Below are 19992 nucleotides of genomic sequence, written 5' to 3'. Positions count from 1 at the left end.
TACAGGATGACAGACAAGGCCTATGCTTTATTCGAGGAACAGCAGCAGAACAGGGGAATGGATCTGGAGTTAATCAAATCCCGTTTGAAAGCGCTACAAATTGAGACGCCGTCTTGGGGATATGGTGATTCCGGTACCCGCTTCAAAGTATTCCAGAAAGAAGGCGTTCCGCGCGATCCATTCGAGAAACTGGAAGATGCTGCGCAGGTGCACAAAGTCACTGGTCTGTGTCCATCGGTAGCGATCCATATTCCTTGGGATAAAGTGGAAGATTATGGCAAGCTGCGCAGCCACGCGGAAAGCCTCAATCTGAAGATCGGCGCGATCAATCCGAACATGTTCCAGGAAGAAGAATACATGCTCGGCGGCGTTACCAACAGCGATCCTGCTATTCGCCGCAAAACAACGGATCATCTGCTGGAATGTATCGATGTAGCCAAAGAAACCGGTTCGCGTGATCTGAGTCTATGGTTCGCCGATGGTACCAATTATCCCGGACAAGGCAGTATCCGCAAGCGCAAAAATTGGATGCTGGAAGCACTTGGCGAGATGTATCGTGCGATGACACCGGAGATGCGTATGCTGATCGAATACAAGGCGTTTGAGCCGGCCTTTTACCATACGGATATTGCCGACTGGGGGATGGCATACAATTACGCAGTCAAGCTGGGCGAGCAGGCACATGTGCTGGTCGATACCGGTCATCATCTGCCGGGAGCAAACGTGGAGCATATCGTCTCTTATCTGATCGATGAAGGCCGCCTGGGCGGATTCCACTTTAATAGTTATAAATATGCGGATGATGATCTGATCGTCGGCTCAATCAATCCGTATGAGCTATTCCTGATCTTCTATCAGATTCTGGATGCGGCAGAGAGCGGGGAAGACCGTCTTGTGCAGGCGGTGAACAATATCGCCTATATGATTGACCAGTCGCATAATATCGAAATGAAAATTCCGGCAATGATCCGCTCGGTACTGAATGTACAGACCCAGTATGCCAAAGCGCTGCTGATCAATCATGATGAAGTCGCGGAAGCCCAGGCGAATAATGATGTACTGGGCGCAGAAGATGCCGTGCGTCGTGCATTTGAATTCGATGTGACTCCGCTGCTGCATGCCGTGCGCGAAGAACAGGGACTGCCGCTTGATCCGATGAAAGCGTACCTGTCAGACAGCTACGGACAATCGATTCTGGCGAGAGGCAAAGGTGGTGCCAGCTGGTGACCATCCTTGCCTATGATCTTGGAGCAGGCAGCGGCAGAGCGATTATCGGCAGACTGAATGATAACCGGATCGTGACACAGGAGATTCACCGGTTCAGCAATGATCCGGTGAAGGTGGGAGATCGCCTCTACTGGGATATACTGCGCCTGTATCATGAGATCCAGCAGGGACTGATCATCGCGAAGCAGGAACGAATGCTGCCCGAAAGTATCGGTATCGACTCCTGGGCAGTTGATTTTGGATTGATTGGACGTACGGGTGAGCTGCTTGCGAACCCGTCCCATTATCGGGATTGGCATACCCATGGCGTGATGGAACAGATGCAGCAAGAATTCGGAGCAGAACAGATTTTTGAATCGACCGGCATTCAGTTTTTGAGCTTTAATACATTGTATCAACTGGCGGCCATGCGCCGGGCAGGTTCTCCGGTGCTCAAGGAGGCAGAGCGTTTTCTGATGATTCCGGATCTGCTGCGGTATTTTATGACCGGTGAGATGATCAATGAATTTACCAATGCAACAACGACCCAGATGTATAATTCAAGGCAGCAGGATTGGGATCGCAAGCTACTGTCGCATATCGGGATTCCTTCATCCTGGTTCGGCAGACCGGTACAGCCCGGAGCTCCCGCAGGGAATCTCCGATCTTCCCTAATGGTGGATCTGGGGCTGCCTGCAATTCCGGTTACGGCTGTGGCAGAGCATGATACGGCTTCGGCAGTAGTCGCTGTTCCGGCATTATCGGATTCATTTGCCTACTTGAGCTGTGGGACCTGGTCGCTAATGGGTACGGAAGTATCCGAACCGGTCATTACCGAGCAGGCAAGAGAACTGAACTTTACCAATGAAGGCGGCGCCTATGGTACCTATCGGCTGCTCAAAAATATTATGGGACTATGGATTTTTCAGGAATACAAGCGGGAGTGCGAGCGTGACGGTCATCATGCTTCCTACAGCGAATGGATTCAGCATACAGCAGGTTCGGAGCCATTTCTTTCCTTTATCGATCCGGATGATACACTGTTCTTGCATGCAGGTGATATGCGCTCCCGGGTGCGTCAATATTGCCGCCAGACTGGACAGCAGCTGCCGGATACGTATGGTGCGGTAGCCCGCTGCATTTTTGAGAGTCTGGTATTAAAATATCGTTATGTACTGGAGCAGACCGAACAGCTGTCAGGCAAGCAGTTCGACGGGCTGCATATGGTCGGTGGAGGAATCCAGAACCGTCTGTTATGCCAGTGGACAGCCAATGCACTCGGACGCCCGGTATGGGCAGGACCGGCAGAGGGAAGCGCGATTGGCAATTTAGCGGTACAATGGATAGCACAGGGGACATTTAGCGATATCCGGGAAGCCCGGGCGGTTATCCGAGATTCCTTTCCGGTGGATGTATATGAACCGCAGGAGAGTGAAGCGTGGGAAGATGCCTACGGACGCTTCCTGAGATTGACGGCGATTCCCGTACAATAACGATTCGGAGTTGAGGACATTATGTTAGTCGCGGAACGGTATGACATGATTGTAAAGCTGGTGAATGAGAAAGGCAGTATGCGGGTGACGGAGCTGAGTGAGCGCTGCCAGGTCACCGAAGAGACGATTCGCCGCGATCTGGACCGGCTGGAGCGGCAGGGGCTGCTGAAACGGTCGCACGGCGGCGCAGTCAGTGTCAAGGATGAACAGCCGGAGACCCCATTCTCGGAGCGCGAGATTATGCACACCGAAGAGAAACGGCGCATTGCCGAAGAAGCGGTGAGGCTGATTCAGCCGCAGGACCGGATTCTGCTGGATGCCAGTACGACAGCATGGTATATGGCAGCGAGTCTGCCGGATATTCCGCTGACCGTACTGACCAATTCGATTCGTGTAGCGACCCAGCTCAGCACCAGAGAGAAGATTGAAGTCATCTCGACCGGCGGCCAGCTGGTTTCCCGCTCACTATCCTTTGTCGGTCCGCTGGCAGAGCGTTCACTGGATACGTACTATGTGAACAAGCTGTTTCTATCCTGCAAAGGTCTTCATCTGGACCGTGGTATCAGCGAATCCAATGAACTGCAGGCGCGGGTCAAGCAAAAGATGGTCGGTATGGCTGATCAGGTCATTCTACTGGCCGATGCCAGCAAATTCGGTGTACAGGCTTTTGCCCATGTGATGGATCTTGGCGAGGTCGATCATCTGATCACCGATACCCGACTTCCCCAGGAAACCATCCGCCAGCTGGAAGAACGTGAACTCCAGATGACCATCGTCTAAGCGAGTGTTATGGAAATTTGATAAAATAAGCAAAATTATTTAATGCTCACAGTCCAAGCCGCTTCGATAGCAAATACAAGCACAGAGCGGATTTTTGGATTTTGCATATCATGCAATCGGAATAAATGTACCATATTAGCATCACGACCGAAGCACAAAATGAAAAGATGGCAGCCGGGTTTCCTGCATACTGCCATCTTTTGTGTATTATGGAGCGAAAAGAGGTGCAGCATGAAAGTATCATTGTTCATTACTTGTCTGAGCGATGCCATCTATCCCCGTGTAGGAGAAGCCATGGTTCGTCTGCTGGCTGCACATGGCGTACAGCTGGATTTTCCACCGGTACAGACCTGCTGCGGACAACCTTCGTATAATAGCGGCTATTGGGAAGAAACACGAACCGCTGCCAAAACGATTTTGAAAGCGTTTGAATCGAGCGATTTTGTCGTCTCACCATCCGGTTCCTGTACCTATATGGTGCATCACTATCCGGAACTGTTCAAAGATGATCCCTACTGGCTGAAGCTTGCCCATGAACTGGAAGCCAAGACGTATGAATTTACCCAGTTTCTTGTTCAAGTGCTGGGAATCACCGATGTGGGGGCACATTTTCCGTATAAAGTTACCTATCACCCATCCTGTCATGGCAGCCGCCTGCTTGGGGTCAAGGAAGAGCCGATCGCGCTGCTGTCGCAGGTACGCGGGCTGGAGCTGGTGCCTTTGCCTTTTGCCGAAGATTGCTGTGGGTTCGGAGGGACATTTGCCGTGAAGATGTCCGATATCTCGGGTGCGATGGTGGAAGAGAAGGTAGATCATATCAAGGAAACGGAAGCACAGGTACTGGTCGGACTGGATATGGCCTGCCTGATGAATATTGCCGGTAATCTGCGCCATCGGGGTGAACAGGTACGGGTTATGCATCTGGCAGAGCTGCTGTATGAAGGGGTGGGGGTATCATGAATCCGGCACAATCCACACAGGGCACCGTCAAGGAAAGAGCCGGCGTCGCACTGAATAATGACTTTCTGCGTAATGCTGTCAAGTTCACGACCGAGCGGCTACGCAGCGGCAAGCAGGCTGCATCGGCAGAGCATGGCAACTGGGAAGAGTGGCGGGAACGCGGTCGGCAGATTCGTCTGCATACCATCGCCCATCTGGATTATTATCTGAATCTTTTTGTAGACAATGCCCGCAAAAACGGTGTACATGTACATTTTGCTCCGGATACAGCGGCAGCGACCGATATCGTCATGACAATTGCCCGGAATAAGCAGGCCGAATCGGTGGTCAAGTCCAAATCGATGGTATCTGAAGAGCTGCATATCAACCGTGCACTGGAGCTGGCAGGGATCGAGACGATTGAGAGTGATCTGGGAGAATACATTATCCAGCTTGCCGGTGAAGGACCATCACATATCGTAATTCCCGCGATCCACAAAAACCGCTATCAGATCGCTGAGCTGCTGTCAGAGGATGCCGGGGAAGAGCTACCGCCGGATACGACCATTCTGGCGGGTTATGTGCGGCGCAAGCTGCGCGAGAAGTTTCTTGGAGCGGATATCGGAATGACCGGATGCAACTTTGCGATTGCAGAGACCGGATCAATGGTGCTTTTTGAAAATGAAGGCAATGCCCGTATGGTAACAACACTGCCGAAGACCCAGATTACTTTGATGGGCATGGAGCGTATTATTCCGTCGTGGGAAGATCTGGAGGTTATGGCGACACTGCTGCCAAGGTCTGCTACCGGTCAGCGTCTGACCATGTATATGTCCGGTATCACTGGCCCGAAACGTACTGCCGACGGGGATGGTCCGGAAGAAATGCATATTATTATCGTAGATAATGGACGCTCGGAGCAGCTGGGCGATCCTGAGTTCCAGGAATTGCTCAATTGTATCCGCTGCGGTGCCTGTCTAAATGTATGTCCGGTCTACCGGCATATTGGCGGTCACTCGTACGGCGGTACGTACAGCGGCCCGATCGGTGCGGTGCTGACACCGGCTCTGAACCGCAATGTCGCGGAATGGGATGATATCGCCAATGCATCCAGTCTGTGCGGTGCCTGCTCGGAAGCCTGTCCGGTCAAGATTCCGCTGCACGATATGCTGGTCTACCTACGCCGCCGCAAAGTGGAACGAGGACACGGCAACCGCTGGGAAGCGCTCGGCATGAAGGGATTTGCTGTGCTGATGGCTAATTCCAAACGGCTGAATCTGGCACTCAAAATGGGACGTATTGCCCAAAAACCGGTTGTTCACAACAAAGGAATCACACTGAAAATTGGTCCGCTGAAAGGTTGGAATACGTATCGTGTGACTTCGCCCATGGCGGATCATTCTTTCCGTGAGAATTGGCAGGAGCTGTCGGAAGATACACGCCGGACGGCTCCTCCGATGAACGCAGAGACCAGGGACCGGATGGAGCAGATTCTTCGTCAGCGCCGGGCCAGCGGTATACAGGGAGGTCATCATGAGTAATTCACAATCTACACCTGATTGGCTGAATAAGCTGGAAGAGCAGTCCCGTATCAGCCAGCAAGCCTTTATAGACAATATCTCGACCCGGCTCCGCCGTCCGCGTATGACGGAAGCGCCGGATCATCCGTACCGTGGAACACCGGCGTTATGGAGTGAATTTGAGTGGGATGCGCAGCAGCGGATTGACAAGTTCACGACCCATTTTCAGGAGGTGGGCGGTCATGTGGTTCGGCTGCAGACCATGGAGCAAGCAGCGGGATTTATTGCCGATCATGCTGTACAGATGAATGCCCGTTATCTCATTCGTCAGCAGCAGCCTGAACTGGCAGAACTGCGCCTGGAAGAACGACTGCCGGATGTACAGATTTCCAGCTGGAATAGTGACCCGGATGAAGCCTGGAAAGCCCGGGCAGCGGAGGCCGATATCGGCGTGGTTATGGCAGACGGTGCGGCTGCCTATACCGGCACCGTGATGGTTACTTCGACTCCGCATCAGGGTCGCTCGGTCAGCCTGCTGCCGACCGTATGTATCGTAATTCTGCCGGTGGATCGTCTGTATACCCGACTCGGAGAGCTACTGATTCCGATGGACGAGATTGGACGAGAGCATCTGCCTGCCGGTATGCATTTTATCTCCGGCCCCAGCCGTTCGTCGGATATTGAGAATGATCTGACTATAGGGGTACATGGTCCGGGTATTATTTATACACTGCTGGTTGGATAGAATTTTATTCGGTAGCGTCGTAATTCCGAGATCCTAATTACGTTCTTGTACTCACAAAATGTACCCACAAAAGCGCCCTTCTGCGAATTGGAAAGTCCGCAGAAGGGCGCTTTTATGGATTGGCTTGTATTTTAGCTATTTATTGTTCAGCTGTACTTGGATCGTTATTTTCATCATTATCTGACAGCTTATCCTGAATATACTTGCGCAGTAACGTCTCGTCTACGCCCAGTACAGCGGCGCCATGGATCGTTTCTTCCTTCAGTAGAGGGGTAGGAGGAATCTGCAGTTTCTCGATATTGCCGACATTCACATCCATGCCGAGTCCAGCCAGTTTGAGCATCGTGGAGGCAGACATATTGGTCTGGATATAAGGAGCGGTTGCTTTGAGAATACTTGGCAGATTGACGATAGAAGTAGAGCTTTGCATTTTGGCAGCCAGTGCAGCGAGGAACTTGCGCTGCCGTTCAGTACGTGTAAAGTCCGACGTGGCATCATGCCGGAATCTTACATACTGCAGAGCATGGGTACCATCCAGTGTCTGGTAGCCTTTTTTGAGATTAATATCGTAACGGTGTCCATCGCCGCCATCGGTATAATGCATATCTTTCTCTACATCAATATCTACACCATCGACTTGATCAACCAGCGCTTTGAAGCCTTCAAAGTCGATAGTAACGTAACTGTTGATCGGAACACCAAGCAGCTGGCCCACTGTCTCCATAGCGAGTGGAGCACCTCCATACGAATAGGCAGCATTGATTCGGCTGCGTCCATGTCCGGGAATATTTACGTACGTATCCCGCATAATGGACATCAGATAGGCTTTTTTGCTGACTGGGTCAACTGTAGCGACCATCATGGAGTCCGACCGTCCATTGCTATCCACCTCCCGTGAATCGGTACCAAGCAGCAGAATATGAACAGGGTCTTTGCCATCCCATTCAGGTAGTCGGAAAGTTGTCTCCTGGGCATCTGCGCCGGCCGGATCAGCAGGATCTACCGAGATGGTATTCGCAAATTGAACAACAGAATATGTATAGTAACCAGCAATACCCCCACCGGTAAGCAGCAACAGCAGCAGTATCCATTTCCATTGTCGAAGCAGCTTGTATAACAAATGATCAACTCCCTGGTAATAATAAATAGTAATAATCGCCCCATACATCTGACATTTTGGAGGGATTATTAGGTTGTTTCTGCATATAACAGAAGTTTCTCCTGCAATAATAACCTTATAAATCATAATTATTTAAAATCATTTTGTCAATTTTAAAGAATATAAACTTAATATATGAATGATTAAAATGATTAATATATTCGTTAAGTTGGTCATTTTATCTTTTTAGTTACATAATGAAAACGAGTTATTTAGCGATCATTATCGCATAAGGATTAATAAAAACCCATTAATATAACAGTTCATAAAAAATAATCGGATCAATCGTTAATTCATTATGCGCTGGGCAGGATGTTATCTACAGCGTGATCCAAGCTGTAAATAGCAGCAGCCGCTTCTTCGTAACCAGAAGAAGCGGCTGCTGCTATTTACGATAGTTTTATCTTCGTCGATTATTTGAGCGGCTGATGAACAGCGGTCGGTATAGCCTGCTTGGACTGTCGGATATCGATCCATTTTTTGATGCATAAAATAGCCAGGCTCATCACCACAAGCGAAGCGCCGGTCAGTATAAATGCCGGTATCACACCCGACGCAGTAACGAGGATACCACCCAGTAGTGGTCCGGCGACCGAACTGGCAGATGTCAGACTGTTAACTGTACCGAACACACGACCGGTCATATGTACAGGCGTCTGCTCCTGCAGCATAATCTGGAAAGGAATAAAGGTAAATCCCGCGCCTATACCTGCGAGTAAAAAAGAAGACGTCAGGATAAACGTCGTATGCCATCCCGCATGCAGCATACCGGTAAAAGGACCGGCGAGCCCAAATACGATACCCATCAATGCAGCGCCCAGGCTCATCTGCAGCAAATGGGAGCTTTTGATTCGAGCACAGAGCAGGGCAGCGAGTAATGTACCTACACCACTCGCGGTAATACACCAGCCGAGTAGATCCTCGTTAATATTTGGAATCTGGCGCAGCAGAATAATCGTTTGCGAATCTGCCAGCTGAAGCACCAGCAGCACCAGACAGAGCAACAGAGTCCCATAGGCAATAACAGGGATACGGATCAGATAACGAAGCCCGGCAGCCGTATCCGAGAGAAAAGAACGCTGTCGTTCCTGTGTTCGGACTGTATCCTCTTCATCGACTGTATCGAACAGGGCATGACCCGGCAGAGCAAGCAGGATAATTCCCGATAGGAGGAAGGTAAAGGCATCGATCACAAAGCACCAATGAATACCAACAGCAGCCAACAGCAGTCCTCCGAGAGCCGGTCCGGCGATTTTGCTACCTTGTTCAATAAAGGAACTGATTGAGACCGCCTGCTGCAGATGCTCCTGCGGCACAACTTCCTTGATCTTGCCACTCTTGGCTGGCGAGAACAGTACGTCGAACAATCCTTTGAGGACGAGAATAATATACACCTGCCACAGCTGATCGGCAAAAATAAGACCGAATACAAGCCCTGCGCGCAGTACATCCGAGATAATCATCAGCCATTTACGATTCAGCCGATCGGCGAGTGCCCCGGCAAAAGGCCCCCCAAGCAGCATCGGTACAACCGCACACAGGGTTACCCATGTAATCTGCATGGGTGTAGCCTGCCATTTGATACCGACCAGTGTCAATAGAGCAAGCAGATGCAGCCAGTCGCCCAGATTGGAAATCAATTGCGCAGTAATAAGTGTCCGGTAAGCCCGGTTGCGCAGCAGTGAAGCTACTGTTGGATCATTACCGGGAGATCGATGGGTTTCCACAAAGTATCCTCCTTTTCCTTAAATCAAATAAAGTATGTATATATGTATCATAAGGAGAGAAAAGTATAACTTCCTCCGCCTATAGGATGATTTACAGAACGTCCCAGGTATGGAAAACAGATATGTGAATCTTTTGTAAATGGCATTGCTCTGTATAGTTGTCAGCAGGTAAAAAATACGTTATACTTCTAAATAGTAATTATTACGATTAAATAAAAGGAAGTGTATAAATATGGCCAAAAAGTCTAAAGTGATCCGTCAGCAGCAGCGTGAAGCGCTGGTAGCCAAATATGCAGAGAAACGTCGTCAACTCAAAGAAGCAGGGGATTATGAAGCACTAAGCAAACTGCCACGAGATTCTTCACCGACACGTCTGCACAGTCGTTGTCAGATTACGGGTCGACCTAGAGGATACCTGAGCAAATTCAAAATGTCACGGATCATGTTCCGTGAGCTGGCTCACAAAGGGCAAATCCCGGGTGTAACCAAATCCAGCTGGTAATTAGCGCAAATAGTGTCTATCCGCAACTCCTATGCTCATACAGCAGGGAAAGAATAACTTTCCCTGCTTCGGCTCGGAATATAAACGATCGGTACTTTTTAACTATTGTAAGCGCTATATAAAATGCTATACTGGCTATTAGAAGAAGGGTTGTTACTGGTTATGCAGGCGAAACCTGATTCGGCAGTGAACGTGCAGCGTTGCATGGTTCACTGCTGGATCAGGTTTTTTTATGGGCAAAATGGATTCCTGGAACAGGACATGCTCTTTGCATACAGGTTATAACCATATAACTTTTATGATTATCGCATTGACAGGAGGAAGGTCTATAATGAAGAAAAACAGATGGTTTACAGGTATCATCATACTTATACTGTTGTTTAGTATGGCAGGAACAGCAGGTGCAGCTACAGGAGGTGATTCGGATATGTATGCCTATTCATCCCATACCAAGCAGCATACGGTGCAGGGATGGTATAACGGGATTCAGACAGGCGGTGGTAATGTGCTGGCATGGCTTGGTATTCCTTATGCTCAGGCGCCGGTGGATGAATTAAGATGGCGCGCGCCGCAGCCGCTAGCAGCTTCGCCGGAACAATCCCATGATGCGACCCAGCTGCCACCTGTATGTATGCAGCTATCGAGTGGTCAGGTTACCGGAAGCGAAGACTGTCTGTATCTGAATATATACCGTCCTCATCAGAGTACAGATAATCTGCCCGTACTGGTCTTTCTGCATGGGGGAGGTAATGTTACCGGCAGCGGAGCTTCACTGGAAGCCCAATCGCTGGCAACAAGTACCAACTCGGTTGTCGTGACGATTAATTATCGGCTTGGTCTGCTGGGATGGATGAATAATCCGGCAATTCACACCGGTCGTGCCGCCGAAGATTCGGGTAACTTTGCGCTGCTAGATCAGATTCAGGCTCTCCAATGGGTGCAGCAGAATATTCACAGCTTTGGCGGCGATGCGCATAATGTGACTCTTGCAGGCCAATCAGCAGGTGCCCGCGATGTACTCGCACTGACTATTTCACCGCTTGCCAAAGGATTGTTTGCCAAAGTTATGCCACTTAGTGGAGGCATGACCACTTCGACACCGGCTGAAGGTGAAGCTTATTCCAACCGCAAATTGGCTAACGTGCTGGTATCTGCTGGCAAAGTGTCTACCGAAGAGGAAGGCATACAGTATTTGCAACAGACCGATGCGTTGGAGCTTCAGAAGACGCTGCGTTCCCTGGATGGCAAACTGCTGGTCAAGGCAGTAGGAAGTGTCATGATTCGTATGTCCGAATTCCCGCATCTATTCGCAGATGGTCATGTACTGCCTACAGAAGGATTCGATATTATCGGCAAAGGCAATTACAACCGTGTACCGATGCTAATTGGCAGTATGGAGAATGAATTTAATGGATTTGCAGCTTATGATCCTGTATTTATGAGCAGCTTTACCAAGAATACATGGGATAAAGCTACAGAAAAGCAGTTCTGGCAGGCGACCGCTTATGGCAGCAAGCTGTATTCATCCTTTAATGCCGACCAGGTGGCTGACAAATACAGCCAGGACAAAAACGCGAGCAATATCTATGCCTACCGTTTTGCCTGGGGTAACAGTGTGAATGATCTGAAGGCACCCGCCAAATATGTAGCTGCTACGCATGGGGTTGATCTGGATTTCCTGAGTGGCAATTTTGCCGGTAGCAGCTTTGCCGCCATGTTCCCGAAGCAATTTTATAAATCAGATAATGCAGCTGGGCGTATCCAGTTAATGCATCACTATCGCGCTTATATCAAGAGTTTTCTTTATAACGGCACTACAGGCAGCGGGGAACAGTTGAAATGGCCAACCTGGCAGCAATCCGGTCAGCTGATACGCTTTGATGCTACCAATACCAAGGTACAGTTGCGCTTGATCAAAGGTACACCGGATTATAATGCGCTGCAAAAGCAGGTCCGTTCCTCGCTGACAGCAGAAGCTTCTGCAATCGTATGGGACAAAGTACTGAAAGGACGCTTTTTCATTCAGCCGCAATACTGACTTAATCCGTCAACAGAAGGTAGAGATCAATAGCAGTCGTTTATGTGTGGCTACTGTTCATGTATAGCTACTATAATGATGTGCTCCAAGAACACAATGACAATCAGAACACTAAAAATTGCAATAGACCAATAAAGGTACAGTAAATGCTATAGGACAAACGTAAAAAGCCGCCGTATCTCCGGATAGTCAATCCCTAAGATACGGCGGCTTCATGCTATTTTTTGTAGGCTTTGTAGTATTTGTTCATATGGCTGACGACAATGCACTCCCGTGAGCTGTGCTTGCGCATCTTGTAGATCGGGGCTTCCACTTTTAGCACATTGCTATCGCCGTTTTGATAGCTTGTATCAATCAGTGTATTACCTTCTTCCACTTCATCAAAACTGCTGATGTTCCGCTGTACCCGACCTAGTCGTGGACCCACCTTGGTGCTGCTGACAGGCTGCTGCATAATAATACGGTACGTGTTATTACGGAAATGAACAATCGGGTATTCCCATGAAGAAGAGGAACCCGTCTGCTCCTGGGCTTCTGCTGGTTTAGGAACATCGGCTTCGATTACAGGCTCCGCATACGCGGACGGAATACCTGCAGAGCCAGCCAGAAGAGTGATAAATAGCAAAATATACGCTTTCATGATGACTCCTTTCGCTTGATGCTGCAAATCATTTATAATAGTCGTCATATCTCTGGAAGTTGAGAATCCATCCTCTATCATAATACAGAACAGCTATCGGTTTCAAAAGTAGACACCCATTTAGTAATATTATACACCAAAAAATGTATATATGCAGTTTATAATTTGGATGAACGAGTGAAAGACAATAGCAAATAGGATAGATCTAACGATATAAATGCGCAGTAATGTACGAAAAAGGAGCATCAGCTACTCACAGATTTTGGCAATCATTTGATAATATACAGTGTTATTCAATTCTAAATAGAATTATCAAATTACTTATTCGCGTCTATTCTTCTGAATCCCCAGCACTCTGATTATAATTAAAATAAAAGCGGCCAGTGCAAATAGAATGCCACACCAGAATAGATGATCCATCCCCAGATGAGTAATAAACAGACCGCTGATTGCCGTACCCACAGTAATACCAAGATTGGAAAAGGATACAAACAGACTATTCCCCAGTTCAGGTGCTTCGCCTGATTCCATCATAAGCCAGGTTTGGCTGACGACCAATCCACCGGAATGAATAATGCCCCAGACCAGAATGAGTATAATCATCATTTTCCAATCGTATCCCCAATTATGTATTAGCAAAAATATCAGAATCAGCAATACAGGAAAGGCAAGCACGGTTCGTAATCTGTTTTTTTGCAAAAGCTCGCCGAATCCAAAATTACCTGCGATCATAACCACTCCGAACACCATCAGCATTACACTGATCCATACATGGCTCATATGAGTAACCTGTGTCAGATATTCGGAAAAATAGCTGTATACCGAAAACATCGCTGCGAAAATAAAGACAACAGCCAGGATATTCAGCCATAACCGGGGACTTCGCAAAATGCGTAGTTGTGCGCCGTAAGAGATCTTTTGACTCACGGGAAGGGAAGGCAGTCCAATCAGCATCCCCACCAGCGCAATCAAGCTAACCAGTGCAGCAAACCCAAAAGCTGCTTCGAGGGATAGTCTGGCAGCCAGATAAGATGTCAGAGGCACGCCAAAAGCAAAACCTGCAGTAATACCGGCAAATACCTGTGTTACAGCACGTGTGCTCTTTTCGGGCGAAACCAGCTGTGCTGCAGTTACAAGGGCAATCGAGAAAAAAACAGGATGAAAAAGAGCCGGCAAAATTCGGAAAGCAAGCATAATTTCAAAATGTTCGGTATAGGCATAGACCAGATTGGAGAGAGCAAACATCAATACAGTGAAAAGCAGAACCTTTTTGCGGTTGAGGCCCGAAGCAAGCAGGGTAAGAAAAGGCCCAGAAATAGCAACCACCAGCGCGAATATACTAACAAGCCCTCCAGCCTGTGCGGTAAAGATCTGGAACTTCTCGGTAATTTGAGGAAGCACACCTACAATCCCCATTTCGGTAGTTATAATGCCAAATACCCCAAGCGCCAGCCACAAAATAGAAAAAGAATTAGTTTTAGTCATCGGTATATCGACTCCATTTTCAGATTTATTCTACGTACAAAACGATAACTATAATTAATTGTATATACATATCTGTATAAATAGATATATTTAATTAAAATGTATTCATATCTAGATATGTAGATGCATAAGATCGAAAACCTCCTTTTTTAAAGTTCATCGCGAATGTATTTATAAAACTCCTGAATCGTCTGTTCATTACGACGGTAATATGTCCATTTGCCGATTCGTTCAGATTCAAGCAGCCGGGCTTGCTGCATCGAAGCCAGATAGCTGGAGATTACAGATTGCGCCAGTCCGGACTTCTTCTGAATATCGGCTACACATACACCGGTTTTCAGGCTGATTCCCTCACGTACGTAAGCACTGGGATCAAAATATTCTTCGGGATGTTTGAGCCATACCATGATTTGCCGACGGGTGTCATTTGCCAGAGCTTTGTAAATAAGTGCAGGTTCCATACTCATCATTATATCTATTTTTGTAGATTTGTAAAATGAATAGATAGCAGCTCACCAACTGGATAATAGTCGAAATGGCTAATGCCTGTGCCCATCCATTATAATGGAAAGTATCCCACTCATTTCATTCATAAGATTGCATAACACAGAATATGGGGTAATCCATAAAGAATGAACAAGACAGGAGTGATGCAGCGTGAATCAGAGTATGACGACAGTCAATCGCAAAGACAAAACCGAGCAGTGGAAAAGCGTGTTAAATGATTTATACGATAAATTCCAGGATCACGGACAGCAGGCAGTCAAGGACTATGACGATGAAGCGATTCACCAGGCCCGGGTCAACTGCCGCAAGCTGATGACCTTGATGCGCATTTTGGACCCGGAACAGCAGACCGGTCTATTACCCGTATTCAAAAAAGCCCAGAAGCGTCTTGGTAAAGTGCGTGATGCGGATGTATTGATCGATGCATTCAAAGACCGACGCAAGCAGTCCAAGGACGAGGGGCTTGGCGACGAAGCCGATCTGCTCAAAGCGGCTATCGAGGAACATAAGGAACAGCGACAATTCTACCGCAAAAAGTTGGTCAAAAAACTACCCAAACTTCAGGGCAAAAAGCTCAAGCGGCAGTGGAAAGACTTTATGGACAATCAGCTGCCCACTCTGGCTATCCAGGCCGATGTGAACCGGATGATGAGAGAACTGGAGATCGCTTATGATCAGAAAAAGCAGATCTATCGCCAGACAGCCAAAGCGGAAGGAATCGAAGCCGCCGAGACCCTGGATGCACTGCACAAAGTACGTATTGCTGCCAAAGAGCTGCGTTATACAGCGGAAGCTGCGGAATTTGCCCTCAACTCCAAATTCCGCGATCACGAAGAAACATACAAAAAAATCCAGAAAGAGCTGGGAACCATTAATGACACCCATGTATGGATCGAATCGCTGGAAGAACTGGATGCCAAGGAAATGGGCGTGGATGAAGAAGTACGCACCCGTTTTGTAGACAAACTGCGTGCCGAGATGATCGCGGCCATTCAAGAGCAGCAGCGCGTTATTTAAAGAGTGAATATACCGAATCTGACAGAAGTGGCTTTATCCAATAAGCTTGTAGCTGCTAAAAAAAGGTAGGAACTGGGTAATATGTAGAATGTGACTACAACCCTTAGATGCAGCAGTGTACTTTCTACAAAAGGAGCGATTACGATGTCCAAATCATCCAAGAACTGGTTTCTTGCCAAAGGCGATTCCATCAATTTGAAAGATATTGATCCCGGCTATACCGGTGATTACACATCCAAAGAAGATACCGAATCCGAAAAAGCCAAGCTTACCGAAACATTTGAAAAACTGCAGCCCAAGCTGTTCGCAAACGGCAAAAAGTCGGTATTGTTTGTTTTTCAAGGCATGGATTGCAGCGGCAAAGATGGCGTGATCAACAAAGTGTTCTCCATTTCCAACCCGGCTGGCATTCATATTCACAGCTTTAAGGCACCGACCACAGAGGAACGCAATCATGATTATCTGTGGCGTGCCCATCAGCATGTCGCCGGTTATGGATATATCAGTGCCTTTAACCGCTCATATTATGAAGATGTGCTGATCACAAGAGTACATGGACAGATCGATGATGCTACCGCCAAGCAGCGTTTCAAGCAGATTAACCATTTTGAGAAGATGCTGGAAGAAAACGGCGTACGTGTCGTCAAAATTTTCCTGCATATCTCCAAGGAATTCCAGCTCAAAAAGCTGATTGACCGTGTAGAGAAACCGCATAAGAACTGGAAGTTTGATGAAGGTGATCTGCAGGAACGCAAGTATTGGGATGATTACCAGAAATGTTATGAAGATGTATTCAAGCATTGTGCAACCGATGATCATCCATGGCATATTATCCCGGCGGATAACCGCTGGTACCGTGATCTGGCCGTCCTGCAGATTGTGGTACGGACGCTGCAGAAGATGGATCTGTCTTATCCGGACCCGATTCCCGAACTTCAGGAGCATTTGCCGGATATGTATGCCGAACTGAAAAAGCTTAAAAAGAAATAATATGACGTGAGATTAGGATGGCGATCCCTGCAATATTGCAAAAGCGGTGGATCGCCATTTACTATGATCCCAACTCGCTTTTACATAATAAGCAAGTTCATTTATGTCTATGGATAAAGAGGTATGTTGAATAGTCTGTATAGTACATTGGACCAGTGAGGAGACAACTGATGAGTAAAGGAAGAAAGATTATCGTAACCGGTGGAGCGATTATTCGTGACGATCATAACCGTATTCTGTGGCAGAAGCGCGGAGATTCCCATGATTGGGGATTGCCGGGGGGCGGTATGAAACCGGGTGAGACGATTGAAGAGACGATGATTCGTGAGGTCAGAGAAGAGACCGGGCTGGATGTGATCGGCAGTCATTTCTATGCGGTATATACCGGTGAACGGCTTGAATATACGTATCCCAGCGGTGATGATGTTGTATTCGTTATGTTTATTTTTGATATCCAGGTCGATCTGACTGATAAGCTGGAAGACGATGGAGTAACACTGAAATACAATGATCCCGATGGTGAATCCAGTACACTGCTTTTTTGCAGTATTGATGATATGCAACTGGAGCAGGTCAATCAGGCGCAGCGTCCGCTGATTGAAGATTTGCGCAATGACCGGCAGGGTGATATTTTGCGCAGCTAATGTACTGCATTTTATGGATCGAACCAGAATAGCATTCTATCCACAACAAAGAAGGTGAACGCATTGCTCGCTAAATGGATTAACCGTATACCGAGAGACTGGCTGGTGTGGATGTATCGTCATATGCCGCTGGAACGTTTCAAAAATTGGGCGGTTCGTCGTTCCCAGCATCATTTCCTGATTGCGGTACTGGGCGTATTTACCAATGAACAGGGAGAGATATTACTGCTGCGGCATTCGTATCGTGAACAGGAGCCCTGGGGAATCCCCGGCGGATGGATGGAGCTGGAGCAGCCCGAACATGGATTAAAGCGTGAAATAAGGGAAGAGACTGGACTGGAAGTACATATTGATCGTCTGGAAAAAGCGATTCAGCGCAGTAATCCCAACTGTGTAGATCTGATCTTCAGTGGAGAAGTGCGGGGAGGAACGTTCACATCCAGCAGCGAAATTACAGATATTATGTACTGCCGGGCAGGGGAGTGGCCGCAAGGCTTACCAAAGTCCCAGCAGATGATTATTCAGGGTATTCTGGATCGCCGTCAATTACGGACCCAGACAGCCGAAGAGATGGGGAGAATCTAAAATGGGTGTATATCAAGTACATATCGGGCGTCTGCTCGCAGGATTGCGTCAACCGGAAGGTCTGGGACGGTATTATGTCTCTGCACCGCAAGGAATCTGGATCACGGACGACTTGGAAGGGATTCAGGGTACGCATTGGAGCATGCAGGCAGTCGAAGATCTGCTATATGAAGCGTGTTCGGAGATCATTACGGCCTTTGCACAATCCGATTCCAATCAGCAGGTCTATACATGTATTATCGAAGCAGACAATACGAATGGCAATTATCTGCTCTATCTGAATACACTGCATGATCTGGAGCAGACCACCGCCTATTATGACAACTATTATCAGGAAAAGTATGCAGAAAATCATAACGAATCCTATCAACGTTCTGTAGAGCAGATTCGTCAATCAATCAAGTATGCCACTGGCGATTATCCCGAGATGATCGATGATTTCGGAGAAGCTCTGGAAAAGCCGCTGGATCTGTATCGTGAGATCAATGAACAGTTGTGGGAAGAGGACGAAGCAGGATCTCTGCCGGTACTCGATACATTTACCCGCGAACAGCTGAAGCAGGAAGATGCCGATTCAATTCAGATCATGGACCAGTCAATCCATGATGGCGGATTGACCCGTATTGCTTTACAAGTCTTGGAACGTCTGCAGCCAGTACTTCAGCAGCTGGATCAGACGTCTGACTTTATCGCTTATGTACAGTCACCGGATGGAGAAGGTGGCGACTATCTGACTTTCAGTACATTGATTCGCCAAACCGTTCCCTTGGAGCAGTTGTATCGGGTTATGCCACAGGAGCAGCAGGGTGATGAACAATTCGATGACCTGTTCCAGCAGTATGCAGTCCAGCCGCCACAGGAACAATTCGAGTATTGGACTGAACAGATTCGCCGGAACCGCTGGAATACCGACAAGAGTGTGATCAGCAAATACGGCAAAACCGATTTTCATGCTTATGCTGCGCTGCTCGCAGCCGGTTCGGAGATTCAACCTTTCGTTCAGCAAGCCCTCGATACGATAACTGAAAAAGACGAAGATCTCGCCTCCATGTACCGAATGCTGCTGCAGGATCTGCAATAGTATCGGTTATAAAGAACAGACAGATAGTAAGCTCCTAGTTTTGTTTTAGCTGGGAGCTTTTGCTATGGCGTACTGTTCGAACAGTTACTAGACAGTGCAAGCTATTTCAAATTACACAGCTATTTGTTACCTCTGCAGGATAGCAGCTGTTAATAAGAGTCATCGCGGCTGACTGCTGGAGAAGATGCCGTCTGCACAGCGGGATTAACAGCTATACCCGCGCGATGATAAGCATCCTGCAAAATAGTCAATGCTGATCGTACGCCAATGCCGAATCGATCGCAGCCAGCTTCTTTCATGGCGAGAAGAGTGTCCAGATCCCGAATACCGCCAGCTGCCTTGATAAGAGCAGTATCACCGATTACAGATTTGATCAGCCGAATCGTATCTACTGTCGTCGGACGCGGACCCCAGCCGGTCCCTGTTTTTACAAAAGCAGCACCTGCCCGAACGATCAACTCGCTGCCTATACGGATCTCATCATCGGTCAAGTAGGCAATCTCCAGGATCGCTTTGACCGGTACGTGTTCAGCAGCAGCAACTACAGCGGCAATATCCTGTATAACCAGTTCGTTATTTCCTGACTTCAGTGCTCCTACATTGATGACCATATCCAGTTCTTTGCAGCCGATATCCAGCATTTCCTTCGCCGTGTGTACTTTCATGGAAGTGGTATCCGCACCCGATGGAAATCCCACCACTCCGGTAACCACAGTATCCGGTACATTCACTAGCTGACGAATCACATATTCTGTCATATAGGGCATTGGACTGGCACAGATACAATGATACCTTTTTACAATATCAATCATCTGATCGACTTCGTCTACTGTCACATCTGTACGTACTGCGCTCACATCCATCATTCGTCCGATATGGGCATAATCGATTATGGATTTCACTATGATTGTACCTCCATTATAGAAAGATGATT

At 47.9% G+C, this 19992-nt stretch carries 19 protein-coding genes; 13 read left to right on the top strand and 6 right to left on the bottom strand.

Annotated elements, in window-relative coordinates:
- The first annotated feature begins 6 nt into the window (after window positions 1–6).
- From rhaI to WH46_RS18700, 6 genes are all read left to right on the top strand, one after another.
- Window positions 7–1227: an L-rhamnose isomerase gene (rhaI, locus tag WH46_RS18725; RefSeq protein ID WP_046227894.1), complete on the top strand. Its 1221-nt coding sequence runs from the start codon at window positions 7–9 to the stop codon at window positions 1225–1227.
- Window positions 1224–2699 carry a rhamnulokinase gene (locus tag WH46_RS18720; RefSeq protein ID WP_046227893.1) on the top strand — a complete coding sequence of 492 codons (1476 nt, stop codon included), beginning with the start codon at window positions 1224–1226 and terminating at the stop codon, window positions 2697–2699. Before rhaI ends, WH46_RS18720 begins: the two co-directional genes overlap by 4 nt.
- A 21-nt stretch (window positions 2700–2720) precedes the next feature.
- Window positions 2721–3479: a DeoR/GlpR family DNA-binding transcription regulator gene (locus WH46_RS18715; RefSeq protein WP_046227892.1), complete on the top strand. Its 759-nt coding sequence runs from the start codon at window positions 2721–2723 to the stop codon at window positions 3477–3479.
- A 231-nt stretch (window positions 3480–3710) separates the two neighbouring features.
- A complete protein-coding gene (locus tag WH46_RS18710; protein WP_046227891.1) occupies window positions 3711–4439 on the top strand; it encodes a (Fe-S)-binding protein in 729 nt (242 codons plus the stop codon).
- Entirely contained in the window at window positions 4436–5959 is a 1524-nt protein-coding gene (locus WH46_RS18705; RefSeq protein ID WP_046227890.1) for a LutB/LldF family L-lactate oxidation iron-sulfur protein, read from the top strand. Before WH46_RS18710 ends, WH46_RS18705 begins: the two co-directional genes overlap by 4 nt.
- The gene (locus WH46_RS18700; protein ID WP_046227889.1) at window positions 5952–6683 is read left to right on the top strand and encodes a LutC/YkgG family protein; all 732 of its coding nucleotides are present in this window, start codon (window positions 5952–5954) and stop codon (window positions 6681–6683) included. Before WH46_RS18705 ends, WH46_RS18700 begins: the two co-directional genes overlap by 8 nt.
- Window positions 6684–6822: 139 nt before the next feature.
- On the opposite strand, the gene WH46_RS18695 is transcribed toward WH46_RS18700, so the two are convergent.
- On the bottom strand, window positions 6823–7803 hold the full coding sequence (locus tag WH46_RS18695) for an LCP family protein (protein ID WP_197088292.1): 981 nt from the start codon (window positions 7801–7803) through the stop codon (window positions 6823–6825).
- A gap of 452 nt (window positions 7804–8255) precedes the next feature.
- Window positions 8256–9569: an MFS transporter gene (locus tag WH46_RS18690; RefSeq protein ID WP_046227888.1), complete on the bottom strand. Its 1314-nt coding sequence runs from the start codon at window positions 9567–9569 to the stop codon at window positions 8256–8258.
- Window positions 9570–9801: 232 nt separating this feature from the next.
- Here WH46_RS18690 and rpsN point away from each other — a divergent pair, with 232 nt between their 5' ends.
- Together rpsN and WH46_RS18680 are read left to right on the top strand one after the other, a co-directional pair.
- Window positions 9802–10071, top strand: a complete 270-nt coding sequence (gene rpsN, locus WH46_RS18685; protein ID WP_046227887.1) for a 30S ribosomal protein S14 — start codon at window positions 9802–9804, stop codon at window positions 10069–10071.
- A 331-nt stretch (window positions 10072–10402) separates the two neighbouring features.
- Window positions 10403–12109 (top strand): carboxylesterase family protein, encoded by a 1707-nt coding sequence (locus tag WH46_RS18680; protein ID WP_046227886.1) that lies wholly within the window; start codon window positions 10403–10405, stop codon window positions 12107–12109.
- A gap of 217 nt (window positions 12110–12326) precedes the next feature.
- Here WH46_RS18680 and WH46_RS18675 read toward each other — a convergent pair whose 3' ends face one another.
- From WH46_RS18675 to WH46_RS18665, 3 genes are all read right to left on the bottom strand, one after another.
- Window positions 12327–12749 carry a hypothetical protein gene (locus WH46_RS18675; protein WP_017813179.1) on the bottom strand — a complete coding sequence of 141 codons (423 nt, stop codon included), beginning with the start codon at window positions 12747–12749 and terminating at the stop codon, window positions 12327–12329.
- A gap of 321 nt (window positions 12750–13070) precedes the next feature.
- On the bottom strand, window positions 13071–14234 hold the full coding sequence (locus tag WH46_RS18670) for an MFS transporter (RefSeq protein WP_046227885.1): 1164 nt from the start codon (window positions 14232–14234) through the stop codon (window positions 13071–13073).
- Between the two features lie 149 nt (window positions 14235–14383).
- Complete coding sequence (locus tag WH46_RS18665) at window positions 14384–14695, bottom strand: ArsR/SmtB family transcription factor (RefSeq protein WP_026136173.1); 312 nt, start codon at window positions 14693–14695, stop codon at window positions 14384–14386.
- A 196-nt stretch (window positions 14696–14891) separates the two neighbouring features.
- Here WH46_RS18665 and WH46_RS18660 point away from each other — a divergent pair, with 196 nt between their 5' ends.
- The 5 genes from WH46_RS18660 (at window position 14892) to WH46_RS18640 (ending at window position 19058) form a co-directional block, all read left to right on the top strand.
- Window positions 14892–15758: a CHAD domain-containing protein gene (locus WH46_RS18660; protein WP_046227884.1), complete on the top strand. Its 867-nt coding sequence runs from the start codon at window positions 14892–14894 to the stop codon at window positions 15756–15758.
- A gap of 144 nt (window positions 15759–15902) precedes the next feature.
- Entirely contained in the window at window positions 15903–16748 is an 846-nt protein-coding gene (locus WH46_RS18655; protein ID WP_017813183.1) for a PPK2 family polyphosphate kinase, read from the top strand.
- Window positions 16749–16918: 170 nt separating this feature from the next.
- Complete coding sequence (locus WH46_RS18650) at window positions 16919–17392, top strand: NUDIX domain-containing protein (protein WP_046227883.1); 474 nt, start codon at window positions 16919–16921, stop codon at window positions 17390–17392.
- A gap of 54 nt (window positions 17393–17446) precedes the next feature.
- Window positions 17447–17977, top strand: coding sequence for an NUDIX hydrolase (locus tag WH46_RS18645; RefSeq protein ID WP_231584382.1), 531 nt, complete (start codon window positions 17447–17449; stop codon window positions 17975–17977).
- A 1-nt stretch (window position 17978) separates the two neighbouring features.
- Window positions 17979–19058: a hypothetical protein gene (locus WH46_RS18640; RefSeq protein ID WP_046227881.1), complete on the top strand. Its 1080-nt coding sequence runs from the start codon at window positions 17979–17981 to the stop codon at window positions 19056–19058.
- A 149-nt stretch (window positions 19059–19207) separates the two neighbouring features.
- Here WH46_RS18640 and deoC read toward each other — a convergent pair whose 3' ends face one another.
- Window positions 19208–19960, bottom strand: coding sequence for a deoxyribose-phosphate aldolase (deoC, locus tag WH46_RS18635; protein WP_046227880.1), 753 nt, complete (start codon window positions 19958–19960; stop codon window positions 19208–19210).
- Window positions 19961–19992: the final 32 nt, after the last annotated feature.

Origin of the sequence: Paenibacillus dauci, assembly GCF_000971985.1 — a bacterium.
GTDB classification, from domain to species: Bacteria; Bacillota; Bacilli; order Paenibacillales; family Paenibacillaceae; genus Saccharibacillus; species Saccharibacillus dauci.
The sequence above is the reverse complement of the archived record's forward strand: the minus strand, read 5'-3'. Positions and strand labels throughout refer to the sequence as shown.